Consider the following 16,496-nt stretch of genomic DNA (forward strand, 5'->3'; position numbering starts at 1 on the left):
CCGTTGTTTCCACATATCTACGATCTTCTTGATGACGTTGAAGCATCCGATTTCCCCCTCCTATACCCTTATACCTATATATTAAAACAGCTTGTCGACTTTGTCGACAAGCTGATCCTTTTATTCATCTCACCGTCGAAACTTCAACCCCAAGCGGCAGAGCGGCTCCGCCTGCATGCATCAGTTCAAGTGAAAGAACGTCTTGGTTTGAGAAAACAGTATAATCGATATAGGCCGATTGGGTAATCGGTTGAAGCGGTGGGATGAGATAAACAACCCCGTTTATTTTCACAGCTCCACAATAAGCCCCGCCGCGACCGCTAAAACGAAGGCGAATCGTTTTTATTTCCCCTGTTTCATTTTGAATCGGAAGCGATAGACGGTATGTTAAGCCGTAATGCCCTGGATTGTGTACCGTTTCGCTCGGATGGCTTAATGCATTGGCTACTGAAAGTAAATGGTCCGTTTTTCCGTTTGATATACTGTAAGCAACAGGTTCACCATCGATTGTATATGTCGGCAATGTTGCTTCTAATGTTGTCCCTTTCCATACGCCGCGCGGATGGGTTGCATAAGAATCAATCGGTGCGAGCGTAGGAGAAATGGTTGAAAAATTAGCTGCTGCATTTGTCACCACCGTGCGAATACGATAATTTGCTATGCCGCTTTCTTGTTGGACGGTAAAGTCATATAAAAATCCGAGCAGTTGGTTGTTTGAGACGTCAAATGCTTGAATGACCGCGCTCGTTCCTGCTTTCACTTTCACTGCTTGAGCAGTTGCGAGCGATTGGCGCAATATCGCTTCGGCAAGTGGCAACCCGACATCGTAATGCCCCCAGCTATTTGGACTTGTGCGGTATGTTCCTTTTATATTCGTTACTATTATGTCGTTTGCTGAACGATTATCAATAATCATTGCGACAGTGACGCGCGTGCCTAAGTTATTGACGTGCCAGCCAAACACGCGATGGTCCATTGCTTGAAATGAACCTTGTACGTCGTCAAGCGCTAATGTTGCTTGTCCAAGCGGCACAGTAGTAGCAGTTAACGCTTCTGGATTGTCGCTTATTAATAGACGCCGTCCATCTGCCATGCTTGGCGTTGTGACGTGTTGTGGAACAGTAATGGGAGCTTCGGTAATCGGTAGCAATGGACTACGAAACGTTGTTCGTGGGATAGAGAAACATAAATCGTTATTTCCGTTGCGAGTCATTTGTGCACCAAAAACAGTCATCACCCATGAAGCCGATACGTACCATTCATCGTTTAGTCGAATGGGAGCAAGTGGTGCGACGATTTCATGATCATCAACGACTAATTGTTTTTTTCCTGCCGTAATTGTCATTTGTCCGCGAGATAAGCGAATGCGCATCGTCTCATCTGTTTCGATCCAGTCGACATTGACATCAATGGCCGTCAGTAGTTTCTTTAAGGGAATATATGTATATACTCCATCGGTCATGGCGTTGTTTGTTATTTTCGTTTCGTTTACGTACACCGCCCCGGCACTTGTCTGGAGAGTTGACCAAGAGAGGCGCACCTCTTTTCCTGTCCATTGCACATTCGCATCGAGCGCTTCAGCGATAAAACGAATCGGTACAAGCGTGCGTCCTTTGTAAATGATCGGCGGGGCATCAAGTGTAACGGTTTGATCGTTGATGGTCGCTGTCGATGATTGAACGGTAAGAAAAATGACCTTTTTGTTTTTTTGAACAGTCACTTGTTTTGTATTTGCATTCCAAAAAACATTCGCTCCTGTTGATTGGGCAATTGCTCGAAATGGCACAAGAATACGATTGTTCACCATGATCGGTGAAGTATCTGTTTGTAGCACTTTCCCGTTTGAGATGATGGGGATACGTACCGTTCGAACATTTGTCGCCTCGGCGGATGTCGCCATAGTTGAAAAACTAATGAAAGCAACAAGTACATATGTAATCATTTTTTTAAACAAAACTATCACCCCTTCCTAGCACATTATACCATACGATTTCCTTTTGTCACGTATTTTGGAATTTGGAGTAAAAAAGACGCCCGTTTGGACGTCTTTTACTGATTAACGACTGTAATTCTACCTTCTACTGTTGGAATTGGTTTTTGTGCTTGTAAGTAGTTCATGACGACTGTACTTAACAATTCACCACTATCAAATTCGATGTTGCTTGCGGCGAACATATCGTAACCGTCGCCACCTTTGGCGATAAAGTCATTTGTTGCGACAGTATATGTTTTCGTTTCATCAAGCGGTTGACCGTTCACTTCAACAGATGTTACACGAGATCCAGCTGGTTTCGTGGCATCGAATGTAAAGCGAATGCCTGAGACATGCGGGAAGCCCCCGTTTTGTTCAGGGTAGAGACGCACGCCGTGTTCAAGCGCTTTTTTCAAGTCTGCGCCACTCATTGATACTTTCACAAGTGTATTGGCAAAAGGTAATGTTGTTAGCACGTGATTGCGTGTGACCTCTCCTTGTGGAATAGAAGCGCGAATGCCCCCACCGTTTGTTAGTGCCACATCCGTTTGAAGTGCTTGGCGCATCGCATCAGCGATAAGGTTACCAAGGTTCGTTTCTTTTGTGCGTACGTTTGCACGCTCGCCGTCCAAGTTGACATCAATCGTTGCGATCACTTGTTGTAGTGTGGAGTCTGTCGTATTTTTGTACGTGTCTACGATGGAACGGATCGCAGCATCTTCTTGTTTTGTCGCATGATCGCGATATAAGAAACCGTTGACGCCAATCAGTTTACCTTTATAAAACAATAAATTTGTTTGTCCGAGCGCTTTTCCGTATTCGAACGCTTGCGAAACGTATGCGTATTTAAACTTTTTCGGCGCCTCAATCGTATCGTGGCTATGACCGCCGAGAATGACATCGACACCCGATACATTGTTTGCCAGTTTTTCATCCGTCTGTAAACCAGAGTGTGATAGGACGACAATATGGTCGACTTTTCCTTTTAATTCGCTCACAAGTTGTTTTAACGTCGCTTCTTCATCAGCGAATGTGATGCCGACGATGCCAGCAGGGTTCGTTTTGACTGCTGTGTCTGTCGCGGTTAAACCGACAAGGGCAATTTTTTTATTGCCGACTTGCTTAATTGTATAAGCAGGTAAAAACGGTTTTCCATCTTTGTAAATGTTTCCGCTGACGACTGGGAATTGAACGGCTTGCTTTAGCTCAAGCAAACGATTTTGACCGTAGTTGAAATCGTGGTTGCCTGGAACCATCGCATCATATTTCATCGCATTCATTAAGTCGACGACAGCTTGTCCACTATTTAAGTTGACGTATGTCGTACCGTGGAACGTATCACCTAAATCGACAAGGAGTGTTTGTTTATTTTTTTGACGCACATCTTGGGCGATTTTTGCGATTTTAGCAAAGCCCATTTCGCCGTTTTTTTCGTTCGCAATAATGCGGCCATGTGTATCATTTGTATGAATGAATGTAATTTTTTCAATGTTTGTTTCGTATCGTTTTAAAATCGCTTTCGTTTGTTCAGCTGTGAGCCATTGTTGCGGTCGAATCGTTTTGTCGCTATATCCTTGAAGTAAGCCGAGGTGAAGGGCTGCAGAGAGCGATTGTTGCGCCCAAGGTTTTGCTGTTGCTCCGTCTTTGTACAATTTAAAGACGTTCGTTGCGTAATGATGGCGAAGCTGTAACGAACGAATGAGAAAGACATACGCTTGTTCACGCGTTATTTTTTCGTTTGGTGCAAATGTCGTTTCTGTCTTTCCGTTTGCGATGCCAAGACGAATGGCCGCTTCGACGTAAGGTGCAAGTTGTGGATCAACGTCTGTAAAAGGAAGCTCTTTTACTTCACTTTTGACGTCTACGCCAAGTGTTGTGATGAGCTGCTGTACAAACTCTCCGCGCGTGACATATTCGCTTGCTTCCGATGCTTGTGGCTGAAGAACAAAGGCAACAGCAAACATACAAGCAAGCATCATCCATTTTTTCATTTTGTGCATCTTTTTTCCTCCTCTATGTAATTTTTACTCTATTAAATTATAACAAGTTTTTTCACTAAAATGTTAAAAAACTATTATTTTTTAGTTAAATCTCTATTTTTATGAAGTTGAAATTTTTGTCTATTCTTGTCGAAATGGACGCGATACAATGGAAGTACGTAGGAGGGAATTTCATATGAGTAGATGGTTATGGCTATCATTTATTTTTCTTTTTATCCCACAAGTCGTTTGGGCGAGTGAAAAAGAAGAATGGATCGTTCAAGTTCGCCACACCTCGGACGTTCGACATCTTCAACCGTACGTTGTGGATACGATCGGGACGTTTGTGAAAGTGGCGGTAACAGAAGAAGAGCGAGAAAACATATCCCGTTTACCGTTTGTGTTAAACATGGAGAAAAATGACATCAAACGAGCCGCTGTCGATGATCCGTTGTTTTCGGAGCAGTGGTCTTTAGCGATGATTGATTGGCATATCCCCTCGCTAACATCTATGAATCGGCTAATTGGTAAACAGATGATTGTTGATGGACGAGAATACGTGTACGATGGTGAATCGTTTGAAGGGGAACATATCGTCATTGCGCTCGGAGAAGAAACATTATCTCGCCTTTCTGTCACAGTCGATCATATCGAAGGACCGTGGCGTATACAAGTGAAAGATGAAACAGGGGCGATGTTAGGGGAAAACGAAGGAGAACTTGCTCGTCTGGATGTTCTTCTCTCTCGCCCTTCCTCAACGGTTCATTTATATGTTACAGCACCAAATTGGACGAATCGTCCGCGCATCGTGGAGTTGAAAGGAGTCAATCATGTCATTGTGGCGATTGTCGATTCGGGCGTTGTACAACATGAAGATTTGAACGATCATGTGCTGTATAGTGTAAGCGTTGATTATGCAGAAAACAAGCGGTATGCGGATGATACGTTTGGGCATGGGACACATGTGACAGGCATTTTAGCTGCTAGCGTCAATAATGGAAAAGGAATAGCAGGGCTCATTGGAGATGCGCCGATTGATATTTTACCGATTAAAGTGTTGGACCGTTATGGAGTCGGCGGTGATTTTGAAATTGCAAAAGGAGTGAAATATGCCCTCGATCATGGCGCTTCCGTTATTAATTTAAGCTTAGCCGGTCAAGGAGAGACGGAAGTGTTAAAAGCGATCATTGAAGAAGCTGTAAAACGTGGCGTGCACGTCGTGGCAGCGGCTGGCAATAGCCATATGCCAACGACAAACATTTATCCTGCTAGTTATCCAGGGGTCATGACGGTAGCGGCGGTTGATCGGAAACAAATGCCGCTTTCTATTTCAAATTATGGTTGGGACGTAGAAATAAGCGCCCCAGGAGATTTTTTAATAAGCACATATTTGTCTGGCTATCGTACGATGCGTGGAACATCGATGGCAGCTCCGCACGTCTCTGCATTACTCGCTATATTGCGCGCGATGTATCCTGAAGAAGATGCGATTCAGCTTCGTAAACGTGTATGGAAAACAACAAAAGACGTGTATTGGCGTGGATATGATATGTATACCGGATATGGGATGATCCAATGGCAACAAGCACTTGCGTTATCGGCTCCACTAGGTATCGATTGGCTCAATTTACAACCGGGGCAGCCTATCGAAAAAAATCGCACGTATATTTTAGGATTATCTTCTCCATTTGTCGGGAAACAAGGTCATCTTTTTGTGGATGGAAAACTCGTTTATTCGTTTAACGTAGATAGGGAAATGATGTCGTTTCGCTTATTTGATTTAATGAAACAGCAAGGGGATGTGGCGGTCGTCATCACGGACGAGAAACGAGTGATCGCTTCCGATGTTCGTGCTACCCCTATTCGGCCAACGCCGTTTTCGGATGTAAAGAAAACATATTGGGCGTATAGCGATATTTTACAGGCGCAACAGTTAGGAATGATACGCGGGTATGGAGATGGTACGTTTCGTCCAAATAACCCTCTCACGCGTCGCGAAAGTATTGTAATGCTTGCTCGCCTATTCGATTGGGAAGCGCCATCTTTGTTGTCCGCTCCTTTTGTCGATGTGCCATTGACAACTACAAATGCACTGTTAGTAGCAACAGCGGCGGAAAAAGGAATTGTGAAGGGGGTAGGGGGAAAAGCGTTATTACATGAGCGGCTGACACGCGGACAGCTTGCGCTACTTCTTGTACGTGCACTTCAACTAGAAAATGAACCGATTCGCTCCGTTTACCCATTTCAAGATGTGAAACAACAAGACGTGTGGAAAGCGGTACAGCTATTAGCGGAAAGAGGGATTGTTGCGAAAGTCCCACATTTTCACCCGAATGAACGTGTGACGAGGGCGCAAATGTGTGCCATAATGGTGCGAGTGTCGACGTTCGTTCGACAACATTCGACAAAATCAGCATAAAAAAAGCCCCGTCATTTCCAAATGACGGGGAGGCTGACTTAGCAACCAAAACCTTATCGCATAAGTAAGTATAGCCGTTTTTTCAAAAAAAAACACTACAAAAATAATAACTTTGTTGTATATTTTTGTCGTTTTGTGTCGTTATTTGTCGAAAAAGATTGAGGGATTTGTCGAATAGAAAAATGTGCATTATCGGGTATGGAAAAGGTTAGAATTGTTTGTTATGCTTAAGGATAGAAAAATGTCGAAAGGGAGAAGAACATGCTGGGGAAACGACGCGTATATTGTCTAATTATCGTTTTTCTTGCTTTGTTTTCTGTTGCTTCACCTAGTTGGGCGAATACGGAACTAAAGCAAGCAGAGCGATTCGTTGATGTCACGGACGATCATTGGGCAAAAAATGAAATTGATTTTTTAGCAAATGAGCAAATTATTAACGGGTATTCAGTTGGACAAACATCAGAGTTTCGTCCAGCACAATCGGTGACGCGAGCAGAAGCAGCAAAAATGATCGTCAGCGCGCTTGGACAAACGGAGTGGAAAGAAGGAACGCTATCGTTTCAAGATATTCCTCCAAATCATTGGGCGCGCGACTGGATTGCACGCGCAGTGCAAATGGGTATTATGGGCGGAGACGGGACGGCGAATTTTCGTCCGGACGCCGAATTATCCCGTGCAGAAATGAGCATCGTGTTAGTCAATGCTTTTTCTTTGCCGAGCAAAGGGGCTGCTGTTGAATCTGCTGCGGTGTTTAAAGACACAGCAGGACATTGGGCGTTAGCGCATATTAATCGTTTATATTACCACGGCATCGCGAACGGAAGGGACGGTCAATTTTTCCCGAGAGATGCCATTTCACGCGCAGAATTTGCTACGTTGTTAGCGCGAACGATTAACGATCAATTCCGCTTGCCGCTACCGGATTTAATTGAGCAAGGGAAAACGAATATTCAAGGTATAGTGACGACTGCAACTCTCAACGTCCGACAAACGCCGTCTGCGACAGGAACGCTTGTCGGAACTTTGAGAAAAGGACAAGTTGTCGATGTGTACGATATAAATGGGTATTGGGCAAAAATCGTTTACAATGGTCAATTTGCTTACGTGCATAAAACGTATGTAAAATTGCGAAATGTAGCAGGCTCTCCGGTGAAAGGGCGCATTATCGTTGTCGATGCAGGACATGGTGGAAAAGACCCTGGTGCAGTTGCTGGTGGGGCGAGCGAGAAAACGATCGTGCTTGAAGTGGTGAAATTATTAAGAGAGAAGCTTGAAAAAGCGGGAGCAACGGTTGTTATGACGCGCGAGACGGACGTGTATCCGACGTTGCAAGATCGCGTTGATATTGCGAAAAACAATTATGCGGAAATGTTTGTCAGCATTCATACGAATTCGGCGACGAACACAAGTGCGAAAGGTGCTGAAGTATATTACGATTCATCGACAAATCCGAATGCTGAAGAAAGTAAAAAATTGGCACAATACATTCAAGGAGAAATTGTTCGTATGGCGAACATGGTCGATCGTGGCGTGAAAAATAGCGGATTGTATGTGTTGCGCAACAATAGTGTGACGAGCGTGCTCGTGGAGCTTGGATTTATTTCTAACGCTGAAGATCGTGCGAAATTAACGTCAGCAGAGTATCAAAATATATATGCCGAAGCGATTTATCAAGGGATTGTGAAATACTATACGTCACAATAATGGAGGGAATGTTTTGAAAAGATGGATTGTTTTCATTAGTTTGCTTTTCCTTGCGGCATGCGAGCAAGAGCATGCCGGAGCAAGTGGGGGACAGGAAATTGCGACGGCGCCATGGACGGAGCAGCAGCTAGCGGATACAAATAGCCGTATGAATCAAATCGATGACAAAATGAAACAATTGGAGCAGGAGTTAGCTAAAATAAAAGTAGCTGCCGATTCTCCGCAAGTGTTTAAAGATGTACCGATTGATCATTGGGCGTATGTTCATGTTGTTCGTTTATATCATCAAAATATTGTTGGCGGTGTCGGAAACGGCTTGTTTGCACCTAAACAGGCAATTACGCGCGCGCAAGCTGCCGCAATGCTCGTTCGAGCGTTTCAATTGCCATTATCAACAAAACCGTCTATTTTTACGGATGTGCCAAACTCTCATCTGTTTGCGCGCGAAATTATGACAGCGTACGAGGCAGGCTTTTTCGGCGGATATCCAAACAATCGCTTTGCTCCACAAGAGTCGATGAAGCGGCAACATATGGCAATGGTTATTCAACGGGCCTTTCGATTACAAGCAACATCCGCACCGTATGCAGGGTATAAAGATGTGAACGAAAGAACGCAAGGAGCGTTAGAAATTCGTATCATTTCCCAACATGGTATTGCGGAAGGGGATAACGGTTATTTTTATCCAGAACAACCAACGACTCGTGCCCATTTTGCGACATTTATGGACCGAGCGCTGCAAATCAAATAGGCTGTGCATATGCACAGCCTATTTGATTTTTTTCACTTCAATGCCTTTATAATAATGTTTCAAAATTTGATCGTATGTGAACCCTTTTTCAGCCATAGAGCGGGCACCCCATTGGCTCATGCCGAGTCGATGTCCCCAGCCATTGCCTGTGAACGTAAATTCCGTTGGAGCGGTCGGATAGTACATCGTTTCGTTTTCTGTCCGAATCGAAGCATTTCCTGTTGCGATCGTCGTTTGTCCGCTAGTTGTTTGAAGCGCATAGCCAGCGATGTGATCAACTGTCTGCTCGGATCCGTCTGCTCGTTTAATTTTCACGTTTGCATTTCCTTTTACATCAAAGGCAATACTTTTTAGTGAGACGCCAAAAAACGAACGAAACGCATCAGATGACGACACGAATGAAGGGCGAGCTTGGACGACTCGCTTTTGCCCTGTTGCAGCATTGTACACTGTTGCTTCCATTTGTTGAACGCTTCCGGCATTCGTTCTTTGTGTAACGCGAAGGGATACGACTTGTTCGTTTGTTAACTTAAATCTTGATGATACAGTGCTTGTCGCAACTTTTGTATTCCATCCGTAGTGTGGGTTGCTTGCATGGCGATCGTACGGATCGGCAACGGAACGGATGTAAGGAACGACCGAGCTCCATACGTTCTCGCTATTTTCCGTATTTCCACCAGAGCTTGAGTGAAAATAAGCAGAAATCGGTTCATTTTGGTATGTCGCATATACACCGGCTGTTTCATTTACTGCCGCAGTAGAAGCAGCTTGTTCTTTCGACTTCCCGCCATATACTTGGCTCGCTACTGTCATTTGTAAAAACGACGTATTTTTCAATTGGGCATACGCATAGCTACGCGCTGCGACCGCTTGTGCTTTTAGCGCCTCTTTATGCCAAGAAGCAGGCATTTCTCCAGGGACGACCCCTTTTAAATAATCTTCCATATCTAACGTATTAAATAAGTTTGGTGCTGTCGTCCCAGGAGTGATCTCGAATGAACCGCGATATGTGACGGGTGCAGACGTGCCTCCTGCTTGTTGAATGCTGCTGATAGTGACGTCATGTTGTTCGCCTCTTGTTACTTCATCTAATAAAAAGCCGCTTGTTGACGTATACGAAACGCCATTAATTGTCGCGACGACTGCTCCGTTCGTTTGTGAAAAGACGATCGGATTTGTAAACGGGATGACTTGTTTCGTTTTTATATCGATCAGTTGATAGTTCCCATTCACCGTTGCTAAAAACGTTGCAGTCGGCAATAGTTTTACTTTTACAGGTGTTGGGTACGAAGCGGCGGCAACCGTCTGTGGAACGAGCAACAACATACTAAACGCAAAACATATCCAGCGAGCGATTTTCATATTTATTTCGCCGCCTCTAATTGTCGTTTTAGCTTTTCGACTTCTTGTTCGAGCTGTTGCACCCGCTGTTCTAGCTTTGTTACTCGTTCATTTAACGGATTGATTTTTGCTAGTACCCATTCTACACTTGCAAGTACAGGTTCGCTGTTCGCTAACGCTTTTGATGCAGATACAGTCAGCATCGCAGCAAGCAACATGACGGCAATCGTTTTTTTTCTCACTTTTTTCTCCTCCCTTATTCTATCTATCTCCCATTATAGCAAATGATTTCAACAAAAAGGACGAAAATGTAACAAAATTCTAGTTTTCTATTTTCTATTTGTCGATTTTAAAATTTATGGTATAATGTCTGATAGGTTTGCGAAAAGAGATGGTAGAAAGTGTTACTTTTTAAGCAATAATTGATCGAAAAATCGGGAATGCTAACAAATAGGGAGGTTTCCTATGGTTTATTTCACCTTGTTTCTGTGCTTTATCGTAGCTGTGCTTATTACGCCTGCTGTGAAGTGGTTGGCGTTTCGGATCGGAGCAACAGATAAACCAAATCAGCGAAAAGTTCATCAAAAAATTATGCCACGTTTAGGTGGATTAGCTATTTTTATTAGTTTTATCATCGGCTACTTCGTATTGAAGCCAGCTAGCCCGTACGCAACAGCAATTGTCATCGGAGCAACGATCATCGTATTAACGGGCGTGCTTGATGATATATATGAGCTACCACCAAAATGGAAATTGCTCGGTCAAATCGTGGCAGCTGTTGTCGTTGTGTATGGTGGTATTCGAGTCGATTTCATTAACTTACCATTTGGCGGTCATTTACAATTTGGGTTATTAAGCATTCCGATCACAATGCTTTGGATTATTGGGATTACAAATGCGATTAACTTAATCGACGGGTTGGACGGCTTAGCTGCTGGCGTATCGTCGATTGCGCTTGTCACGATTGCCGGAATGGCGGCGACGATGGGCAATACGTACGTATTCGTTTTTGCGATGAGTTTATTATTGCTCGGAAGTACGCTCGGTTTTCTATTATATAATTTCCATCCGGCGAAAATTTTTATGGGTGATACCGGTGCATTGTTTTTAGGCTATATGATCTCTGTACTATCGCTTCTCGGCTTTAAAAACGTTACGGTGTTTTCGTTAATTATCCCGATTCTCATTTTAGGGGTGCCAATTTCGGACACGCTATTTGCCATTGTCAGACGGATCGTCAACAAACAACCGTTATCGGCGCCGGATAAGTCGCACTTGCATCATTGTTTGTTGCGTCTTGGTTATAGCCATCGTCAGACGGTTTTAATCATTTACGGTATGGCGGCGATGTTTGGACTAGCTGCTGTCGTATTATCGAAAGCGACGATGTTTGGTGCGTTGCTTGTGATCGCATTTGTGTTGCTTGTCGTTGAACTTGTCGTCGAGAAAATTGGTCTTGTCGGGAAAGACTATCGCCCACTGCTAAAAATGGTTCGGGGGATGAGAAAAATATCATAAAAAAGAGGGTGTCGCGCGGACACCCTCTTTTTTTACTGCTCTTGAGCAAATTGCTCCGTTCTCGCTTGGTAAGATGATACATCGAGATGAGTTTTCAACGTCTGTTTAATTTCATCGACTGTTGCTTCGTCGAGACGGTAATAATATACCCCACTAATACGTGCGTCTTCTCCTTTGAGATGGAGCGTTTCGATGTTCGCTCCTGCATCTTTCGTTGCGTAAGCGAAGAAACCTTTCATTTCTTCAAACGTTAAGTTCGTTGTCATATTTTTGCCGACCGCTTCCATGATATCATCAAACTTAGTTAACGATTTTATGCTCATCGCTTTTTTGAAAATGGCTTTCATGAGCTCTTGTTGGCGTTTGCCGCGCTCGATGTCGTTGTCATATTTGCGCGTTCGAGCAAGCGCCAACGCTTCTTCACCGTTTAATGTTTGTAAGCCAGGCTTTAAGTGAATCGCATTTTTGCGATCGTTGGAGTCCATCTCACGAATTTCATAAGGGACATCAAATTCAATGCCGCCAAGTTCATCGACAACATCGACGAACGCTTCAAAGTTCATTTTGACGTAATAGTCCACTGGAACATCAAGCAATTCTTCGACTGTTTCTACCGTTGCTTTTACGCCACCGTAAGCGTGGGCGTGTGTAATTTTATCGTATTTTTTTTCAATTGGAATGTACACGTATGAATCGCGCGGAATGCTAAGCAATTTGACTGTCTTATCTTTGACGTTAAATGTCGCTAGGACAAGCGCATCGGAACGTACTGCGCCCATTCCTTTTTTTTGGCGGATGTTGCTGTCATCGACACCGATAAATAAAACGGAGATGTTATCTGAATTTGGATCGACTTCCTTCATTCGTTTCTCCGATTTTTCGCGACCGTCAATTTGTTCAAACGATTGTTGAATGACAGACTGCGCTTTATTGAAGAGAAATGTCGCATATGCCCCTCCGCCAATGAGGAGAAGAAGCAATGGAAGCAATACGAACGTCCATATTTTTTTTCGTTTTCTCTTCTTCTTTTTCATATATACTCGTCTATTTTCCATCGTCGTTCCCCTTTTTCAAAAGTTCAACAAATATCGACATGTAAACAATCATCATTTTACAAAATTTTTATGAAGTCGTAAACGAAAATTTTTTACTGTGCGACGTCAAACTCCACATATACGTGCTCGCCTTCTATGATTGTGCTTTTCCCATTTGTCAGTTCGGTCATCCATGCGCGGAATTCGTCTTTTCGTTTTTCTTCAACGTATGTGTCGATCGTGACGTGCTCGGCATAATGAATGTCTTTAATGGAGTAGGTTGAAGCGCGCAGTTCATTTTCGACTTTCCCAAGCCATGTATAGTCGATCGTTGTATGCATCATGCGCATAAGCTTACGTTCGACAATGCCTGCTGCTTTCAATCCTTCTGTGACCGCTTTACCGTAAGCGCGTACGAGACCGCCAGCGCCGAGTTTAATGCCTCCGAAATATCGCGTCACGACAACGACTGTATCTTTCAACTTTTTCTTTTTTAACACTTCTAGCATCGGAACACCTGCCGTGCCGCTCGGTTCGCCATCATCGTTTGCTTTTTGAATATGGTCGTGTTCCCCAATGATATACGCGGAACAGTTATGCGTCGCATCCCAATGTTTTTTCTTGATTTGATGGATAAAGCGCACAGCTTCTTCTTCCGTTGTCGCGCGTTCGACATAACAAATGAAGCGCGATTTTTCAATGATGATTTCTGTTTCTCCATATCCTTTTACCGTATAGTATGCCTCTAACAAAACGAAATCACCTCAATGTTTATTTGGAATGTTGTGTGCATGTTGTCGAAAAATGCTGATGGAAATCGTCGAAACATGCTATAATAAAAATTATAAGGCGAGATGTGACATGATGGAAGTACGAATAAACGTCAGCTAAAAGTCAGAAAAGTCATTTCAATTGACTTTTGGTCATATTTTCTTTAGGTGGTGTATATGTCCAATAAAAAACTAGATGCGCGGCAGCTTGACCGTATTGTAAAAAAAATGATTGAAACAGTCGATCAAAGCAAAGCAGAAATTTTTCATATTAGTGAGCAATCACGAAAAGAACATGAGCGGTTGCTTGAAGAGTTACGGCGGACGAAAGAAGAAGTACAACGTGTCATCTTTCAAACAGATAACTTAGAAATGAAAACAAAGTTAGCGCGACAACGACTGTCGGACGTCAGTAAAAACTTCTCGCGTTATACAGAAGCTGAAATTCGCCAAGCATATGAGAAAGCGCATTCGCTACAAATGGAATTAGCGATGGTGCAAGAGAAGGAAAAGCAGCTGCGTCAACGTCGCGATGAGTTAGAGCGGCGCTTGACAGCTGTGAAAGAGACGATTGAACGGGCCGATCATTTAATTGGGCAAGTGACAGTTGTGCTGAACTATTTGAACGGGGATTTTCGAGAATTAAGCGACTTTATTAACGGTGCAAATGAAAAGCAAGAGTTTGGTCTGCGCATTATTGAGGCGCAAGAAGAGGAGCGAAAACGGCTGTCGCGAGAAATTCATGATGGACCGGCGCAAATGCTTGCGAACGTCATTATGCGTTCTGACCTGATCGAGCGCATTTATCGCGAACGCGGGGCGGAAGAAGCGATTGGCGAGATGCGCGATTTAAAAAAGATGGTTCGCTCCGCGTTGTATGAGGTACGTCGCATCATTTACGATTTACGACCAATGGCTCTTGATGATCTCGGTTTAATCCCAACGTTAAAAAAATATTTACAAACGATCGAAGAATATCATAAAAAAACAATTACGTTTACATACATAGGAGAGGTGCGTCGTCTGTCCGATCGTTTTGAAGTCGCCATTTTTCGTCTCGTGCAAGAAGCGGTGCAAAACGCATTAAAGCATGCGGAGGCGAAGGAGATTCAAGTGAAAATGGAGCTAAAAAAAGATCATTTGCTGATCGTCGTAAAAGATGATGGCAAAGGCTTTAATCCGAACGAAAAAAAAGATAAAGCGTTCGGGTTAATCGGTATGCGTGAGCGAATCGAATGGTTGGAAGGAAAGCTGCATCTTTACTCACAACTTGGACGCGGAACGATTGTCACCATGCACATTCCGCTCCAGAAGACAGAAGGGAAAGGGGAACGACAGCAGTGAAGACGCGCATTGTTTTAATTGATGACCATAAATTATTTCGAGAAGGAATTAAACGTATTTTAGATTTCGAGCAAGATTTCGAAGTTGTTGCGGAAGGAAGCGACGGTGACGAAGCGTTAGCGCTTGTTGAGCGATATAAACCTGATGTTGTCATTATGGACATTAACATGCCTCATGTTAACGGCGTAGAAGCGACACGTCAGCTGATTGAAGCATATCCAGATACAAAGGTGATCATTTTGTCGATTCATGATGATGAAAGTTACGTCATGCATGCGCTGCAAACGGGAGCGATGGGGTATTTGTTGAAGGAAATGGATGCGGACGCTTTAATTGAAGCGGTTCGTGTTGTGGCAGAAGGTGGTTCATATTTGCATCCGAAAGTGACACACAATCTTGTGAAAGAATATCGCCGTCTCGTCGCAGGAGAAGGAGTAGAAAAAGAAAAGCAAAATCAAGGTGTATGTCGTCCGTACCATTTATTAACGCGCAGAGAGTGTGAAGTATTGCAGCTGTTGGCGGACGGAAAAAGCAATAAGGGTATTGCGGATGCACTATATATTAGCGAAAAAACAGTGAAAAACCATGTAAGCAATATTTTACAAAAGCTAAATGTTAACGATCGTACACAAGCGGTTGTCGTTGCGATTAAAAACGGCTGGGTCGAAGTGAAATAAGGTTGTCGAGTGGATTCGACAACCTTTTTCAATGCAATGGTAGTTATAATGTAGTACAATGCAGATAGGAAAAATTTTGGACAAGGAAGGTAAGGATGATGAAAACGGCGATTTTAACGGACAGTACAGCATATATCCCGAAACATATTCGCGAACAGTTGAATATACATATCATTCCTTTAAGCGTCGTCTTTGGAACAGAGACGTATCGTGAAGAGATTGACATGAGCGCAGAAGATTTTTTTGACAAAGTAAAAACGAGCGAACAACTGCCGACAACGTCACAGCCGCCGATTGGACTATTTGTTGAAACGTTCGAGCAGCTAGCGAAACAATACGACGCCGTCATTTCGATTCATTTATCAAGCGGCATTAGTGGCACGTACCAAGGGGCTGTGTCCGCAGGGCAAATGGTTGAGGGGATTCAAGTGTACGCATACGATTCAGAAATTAGCTGCATGGTGCAAGGGTTTTATGCGATCGAAGCAGCGGAAATGGCGCAAGCAGGTGCGCATCCCGAAGCCATTATTGCGCGTTTAGATGAAATGAAACAGTCGGTGCGCGCTTATTTTATGGTTGATGATTTATCCCATTTACAGCGTGGCGGACGGTTAAGTGGGGCACAGGCGTTCATCGGTAGCTTGCTGCAAGTGAAGCCAATTTTACATTTCGTTGATAAAGTGATTGTGCCGTTTGAAAAAATTCGTACACGGAAAAAAGCGTTAAGCCGAATAGAAGAGCTATTTGCTGAAGATGCGCGTCTTGGCGTTCCGATGCGTGCCGTCATCATTCATGCGAACCGTGAAGAAGAAGCGCGCGCATGGAAAGAAAAGCTCGAACAACAATATCCACACGTAGAATTTTTCTTCAGCTATTTCGGCCCTGTCATCGGCACGCATTTAGGTGAAGGCGCGATGGGATTCGGTTGGTATAAAAAATAAGCAGGAATTTTTTTAATGCATGCGAATAGAAGAAGTGGGCGATTCG

At 43.7% G+C, this 16,496-nt stretch carries 13 protein-coding genes; 7 read left to right on the forward strand and 6 right to left on the reverse strand.

The window, feature by feature from the left end; genetic code table 11:
- Positions 1-124: 124 nt before the first annotated feature.
- The gene (locus BO219_RS07025) at positions 125-1,963 is read right to left on the reverse strand and encodes a stalk domain-containing protein (protein ID WP_226373788.1); all 1,839 of its coding nucleotides are present in this window, start codon (positions 1,961-1,963) and stop codon (positions 125-127) included.
- A gap of 86 nt (positions 1,964-2,049) precedes the next feature.
- Complete coding sequence (locus BO219_RS07030) at positions 2,050-3,972, reverse strand: 5'-nucleotidase C-terminal domain-containing protein (protein WP_077428999.1); 1,923 nt, start codon at positions 3,970-3,972, stop codon at positions 2,050-2,052.
- A gap of 175 nt (positions 3,973-4,147) precedes the next feature.
- Between BO219_RS07030 and BO219_RS07035 the strand changes: the two genes are divergently transcribed.
- The 3 genes from BO219_RS07035 to BO219_RS07045 all read left to right on the forward strand — a co-directional run bounded on the left by BO219_RS07035 (position 4,148) and on the right by BO219_RS07045 (position 8,825).
- Complete coding sequence (locus tag BO219_RS07035) at positions 4,148-6,370, forward strand: S8 family peptidase (RefSeq protein ID WP_077429000.1); 2,223 nt, start codon at positions 4,148-4,150, stop codon at positions 6,368-6,370.
- Between the two features lie 261 nt (positions 6,371-6,631).
- Entirely contained in the window at positions 6,632-8,074 is a 1,443-nt protein-coding gene (locus BO219_RS07040; protein WP_077429001.1) for an N-acetylmuramoyl-L-alanine amidase, read from the forward strand.
- Positions 8,075-8,087: 13 nt separating this feature from the next.
- Entirely contained in the window at positions 8,088-8,825 is a 738-nt protein-coding gene (locus tag BO219_RS07045) for an S-layer homology domain-containing protein (RefSeq protein ID WP_198936665.1), read from the forward strand.
- Positions 8,826-8,843: 18 nt separating this feature from the next.
- On the opposite strand, the gene BO219_RS07050 is transcribed toward BO219_RS07045, so the two are convergent.
- Both BO219_RS07050 and BO219_RS07055 read right to left on the reverse strand, forming a co-directional pair.
- Positions 8,844-10,187 (reverse strand): SpoIID/LytB domain-containing protein, encoded by a 1,344-nt coding sequence (locus BO219_RS07050; RefSeq protein WP_198936666.1) that lies wholly within the window; start codon positions 10,185-10,187, stop codon positions 8,844-8,846.
- A 2-nt stretch (positions 10,188-10,189) separates the two neighbouring features.
- Complete coding sequence (locus BO219_RS07055) at positions 10,190-10,408, reverse strand: hypothetical protein (RefSeq protein WP_004892712.1); 219 nt, start codon at positions 10,406-10,408, stop codon at positions 10,190-10,192.
- 223 nt (positions 10,409-10,631) lie between these two features.
- Here BO219_RS07055 and BO219_RS07060 point away from each other — a divergent pair, with 223 nt between their 5' ends.
- Positions 10,632-11,684 (forward strand): glycosyltransferase family 4 protein, encoded by a 1,053-nt coding sequence (locus BO219_RS07060; RefSeq protein WP_077429004.1) that lies wholly within the window; start codon positions 10,632-10,634, stop codon positions 11,682-11,684.
- Between the two features lie 32 nt (positions 11,685-11,716).
- On the opposite strand, the gene BO219_RS07065 is transcribed toward BO219_RS07060, so the two are convergent.
- Together BO219_RS07065 and BO219_RS07070 are read right to left on the reverse strand one after the other, a co-directional pair.
- Positions 11,717-12,739, reverse strand: coding sequence for an LCP family protein (locus tag BO219_RS07065; protein ID WP_077429005.1), 1,023 nt, complete (start codon positions 12,737-12,739; stop codon positions 11,717-11,719).
- Between the two features lie 92 nt (positions 12,740-12,831).
- Positions 12,832-13,470: a YigZ family protein gene (locus BO219_RS07070; RefSeq protein ID WP_077429006.1), complete on the reverse strand. Its 639-nt coding sequence runs from the start codon at positions 13,468-13,470 to the stop codon at positions 12,832-12,834.
- Between the two features lie 195 nt (positions 13,471-13,665).
- Between BO219_RS07070 and BO219_RS07075 the strand changes: the two genes are divergently transcribed.
- The 3 genes from BO219_RS07075 to BO219_RS07085 all read left to right on the forward strand — a co-directional run bounded on the left by BO219_RS07075 (position 13,666) and on the right by BO219_RS07085 (position 16,450).
- On the forward strand, positions 13,666-14,832 hold the full coding sequence (locus tag BO219_RS07075; protein WP_077429007.1) for a sensor histidine kinase: 1,167 nt from the start codon (positions 13,666-13,668) through the stop codon (positions 14,830-14,832).
- A complete protein-coding gene (locus BO219_RS07080) occupies positions 14,829-15,509 on the forward strand; it encodes a response regulator (RefSeq protein ID WP_077429008.1) in 681 nt (226 codons plus the stop codon). The genes BO219_RS07075 and BO219_RS07080 overlap by 4 nt, the downstream gene beginning before the upstream one ends.
- 98 nt (positions 15,510-15,607) lie before the next feature.
- Positions 15,608-16,450, forward strand: coding sequence for a DegV family protein (locus tag BO219_RS07085; protein ID WP_077429058.1), 843 nt, complete (start codon positions 15,608-15,610; stop codon positions 16,448-16,450).
- The last annotated feature ends 46 nt before the right edge of the window (positions 16,451-16,496 follow it).

Source organism: Anoxybacillus kestanbolensis (assembly GCF_001996285.1).
Lineage (GTDB): Bacteria > Bacillota > Bacilli > Bacillales > Anoxybacillaceae > Anoxybacillus > Anoxybacillus kestanbolensis_A.

Coding starts and splice junctions, on each gene's coding strand:
- BO219_RS07040 (WP_077429001.1), top strand. CDS start 6,632: ATGCTGGGGAAACGACGCGTATATTGTCTAATTATCGTTTTTCTTGCT.
- BO219_RS07060 (WP_077429004.1), top strand. CDS start 10,632: ATGGTTTATTTCACCTTGTTTCTGTGCTTTATCGTAGCTGTGCTTATT.
- BO219_RS07065 (WP_077429005.1), bottom strand. CDS start 12,739: ATGGAAAATAGACGAGTATATATGAAAAAGAAGAAGAGAAAACGAAAA.
- BO219_RS07085 (WP_077429058.1), top strand. CDS start 15,608: ATGAAAACGGCGATTTTAACGGACAGTACAGCATATATCCCGAAACAT.
- BO219_RS07075 (WP_077429007.1), top strand. CDS start 13,666: ATGTCCAATAAAAAACTAGATGCGCGGCAGCTTGACCGTATTGTAAAA.
- BO219_RS07030 (WP_077428999.1), bottom strand. CDS start 3,972: ATGCACAAAATGAAAAAATGGATGATGCTTGCTTGTATGTTTGCTGTT.
- BO219_RS07035 (WP_077429000.1), top strand. CDS start 4,148: ATGAGTAGATGGTTATGGCTATCATTTATTTTTCTTTTTATCCCACAA.
- BO219_RS07050 (WP_198936666.1), bottom strand. CDS start 10,187: ATGAAAATCGCTCGCTGGATATGTTTTGCGTTTAGTATGTTGTTGCTC.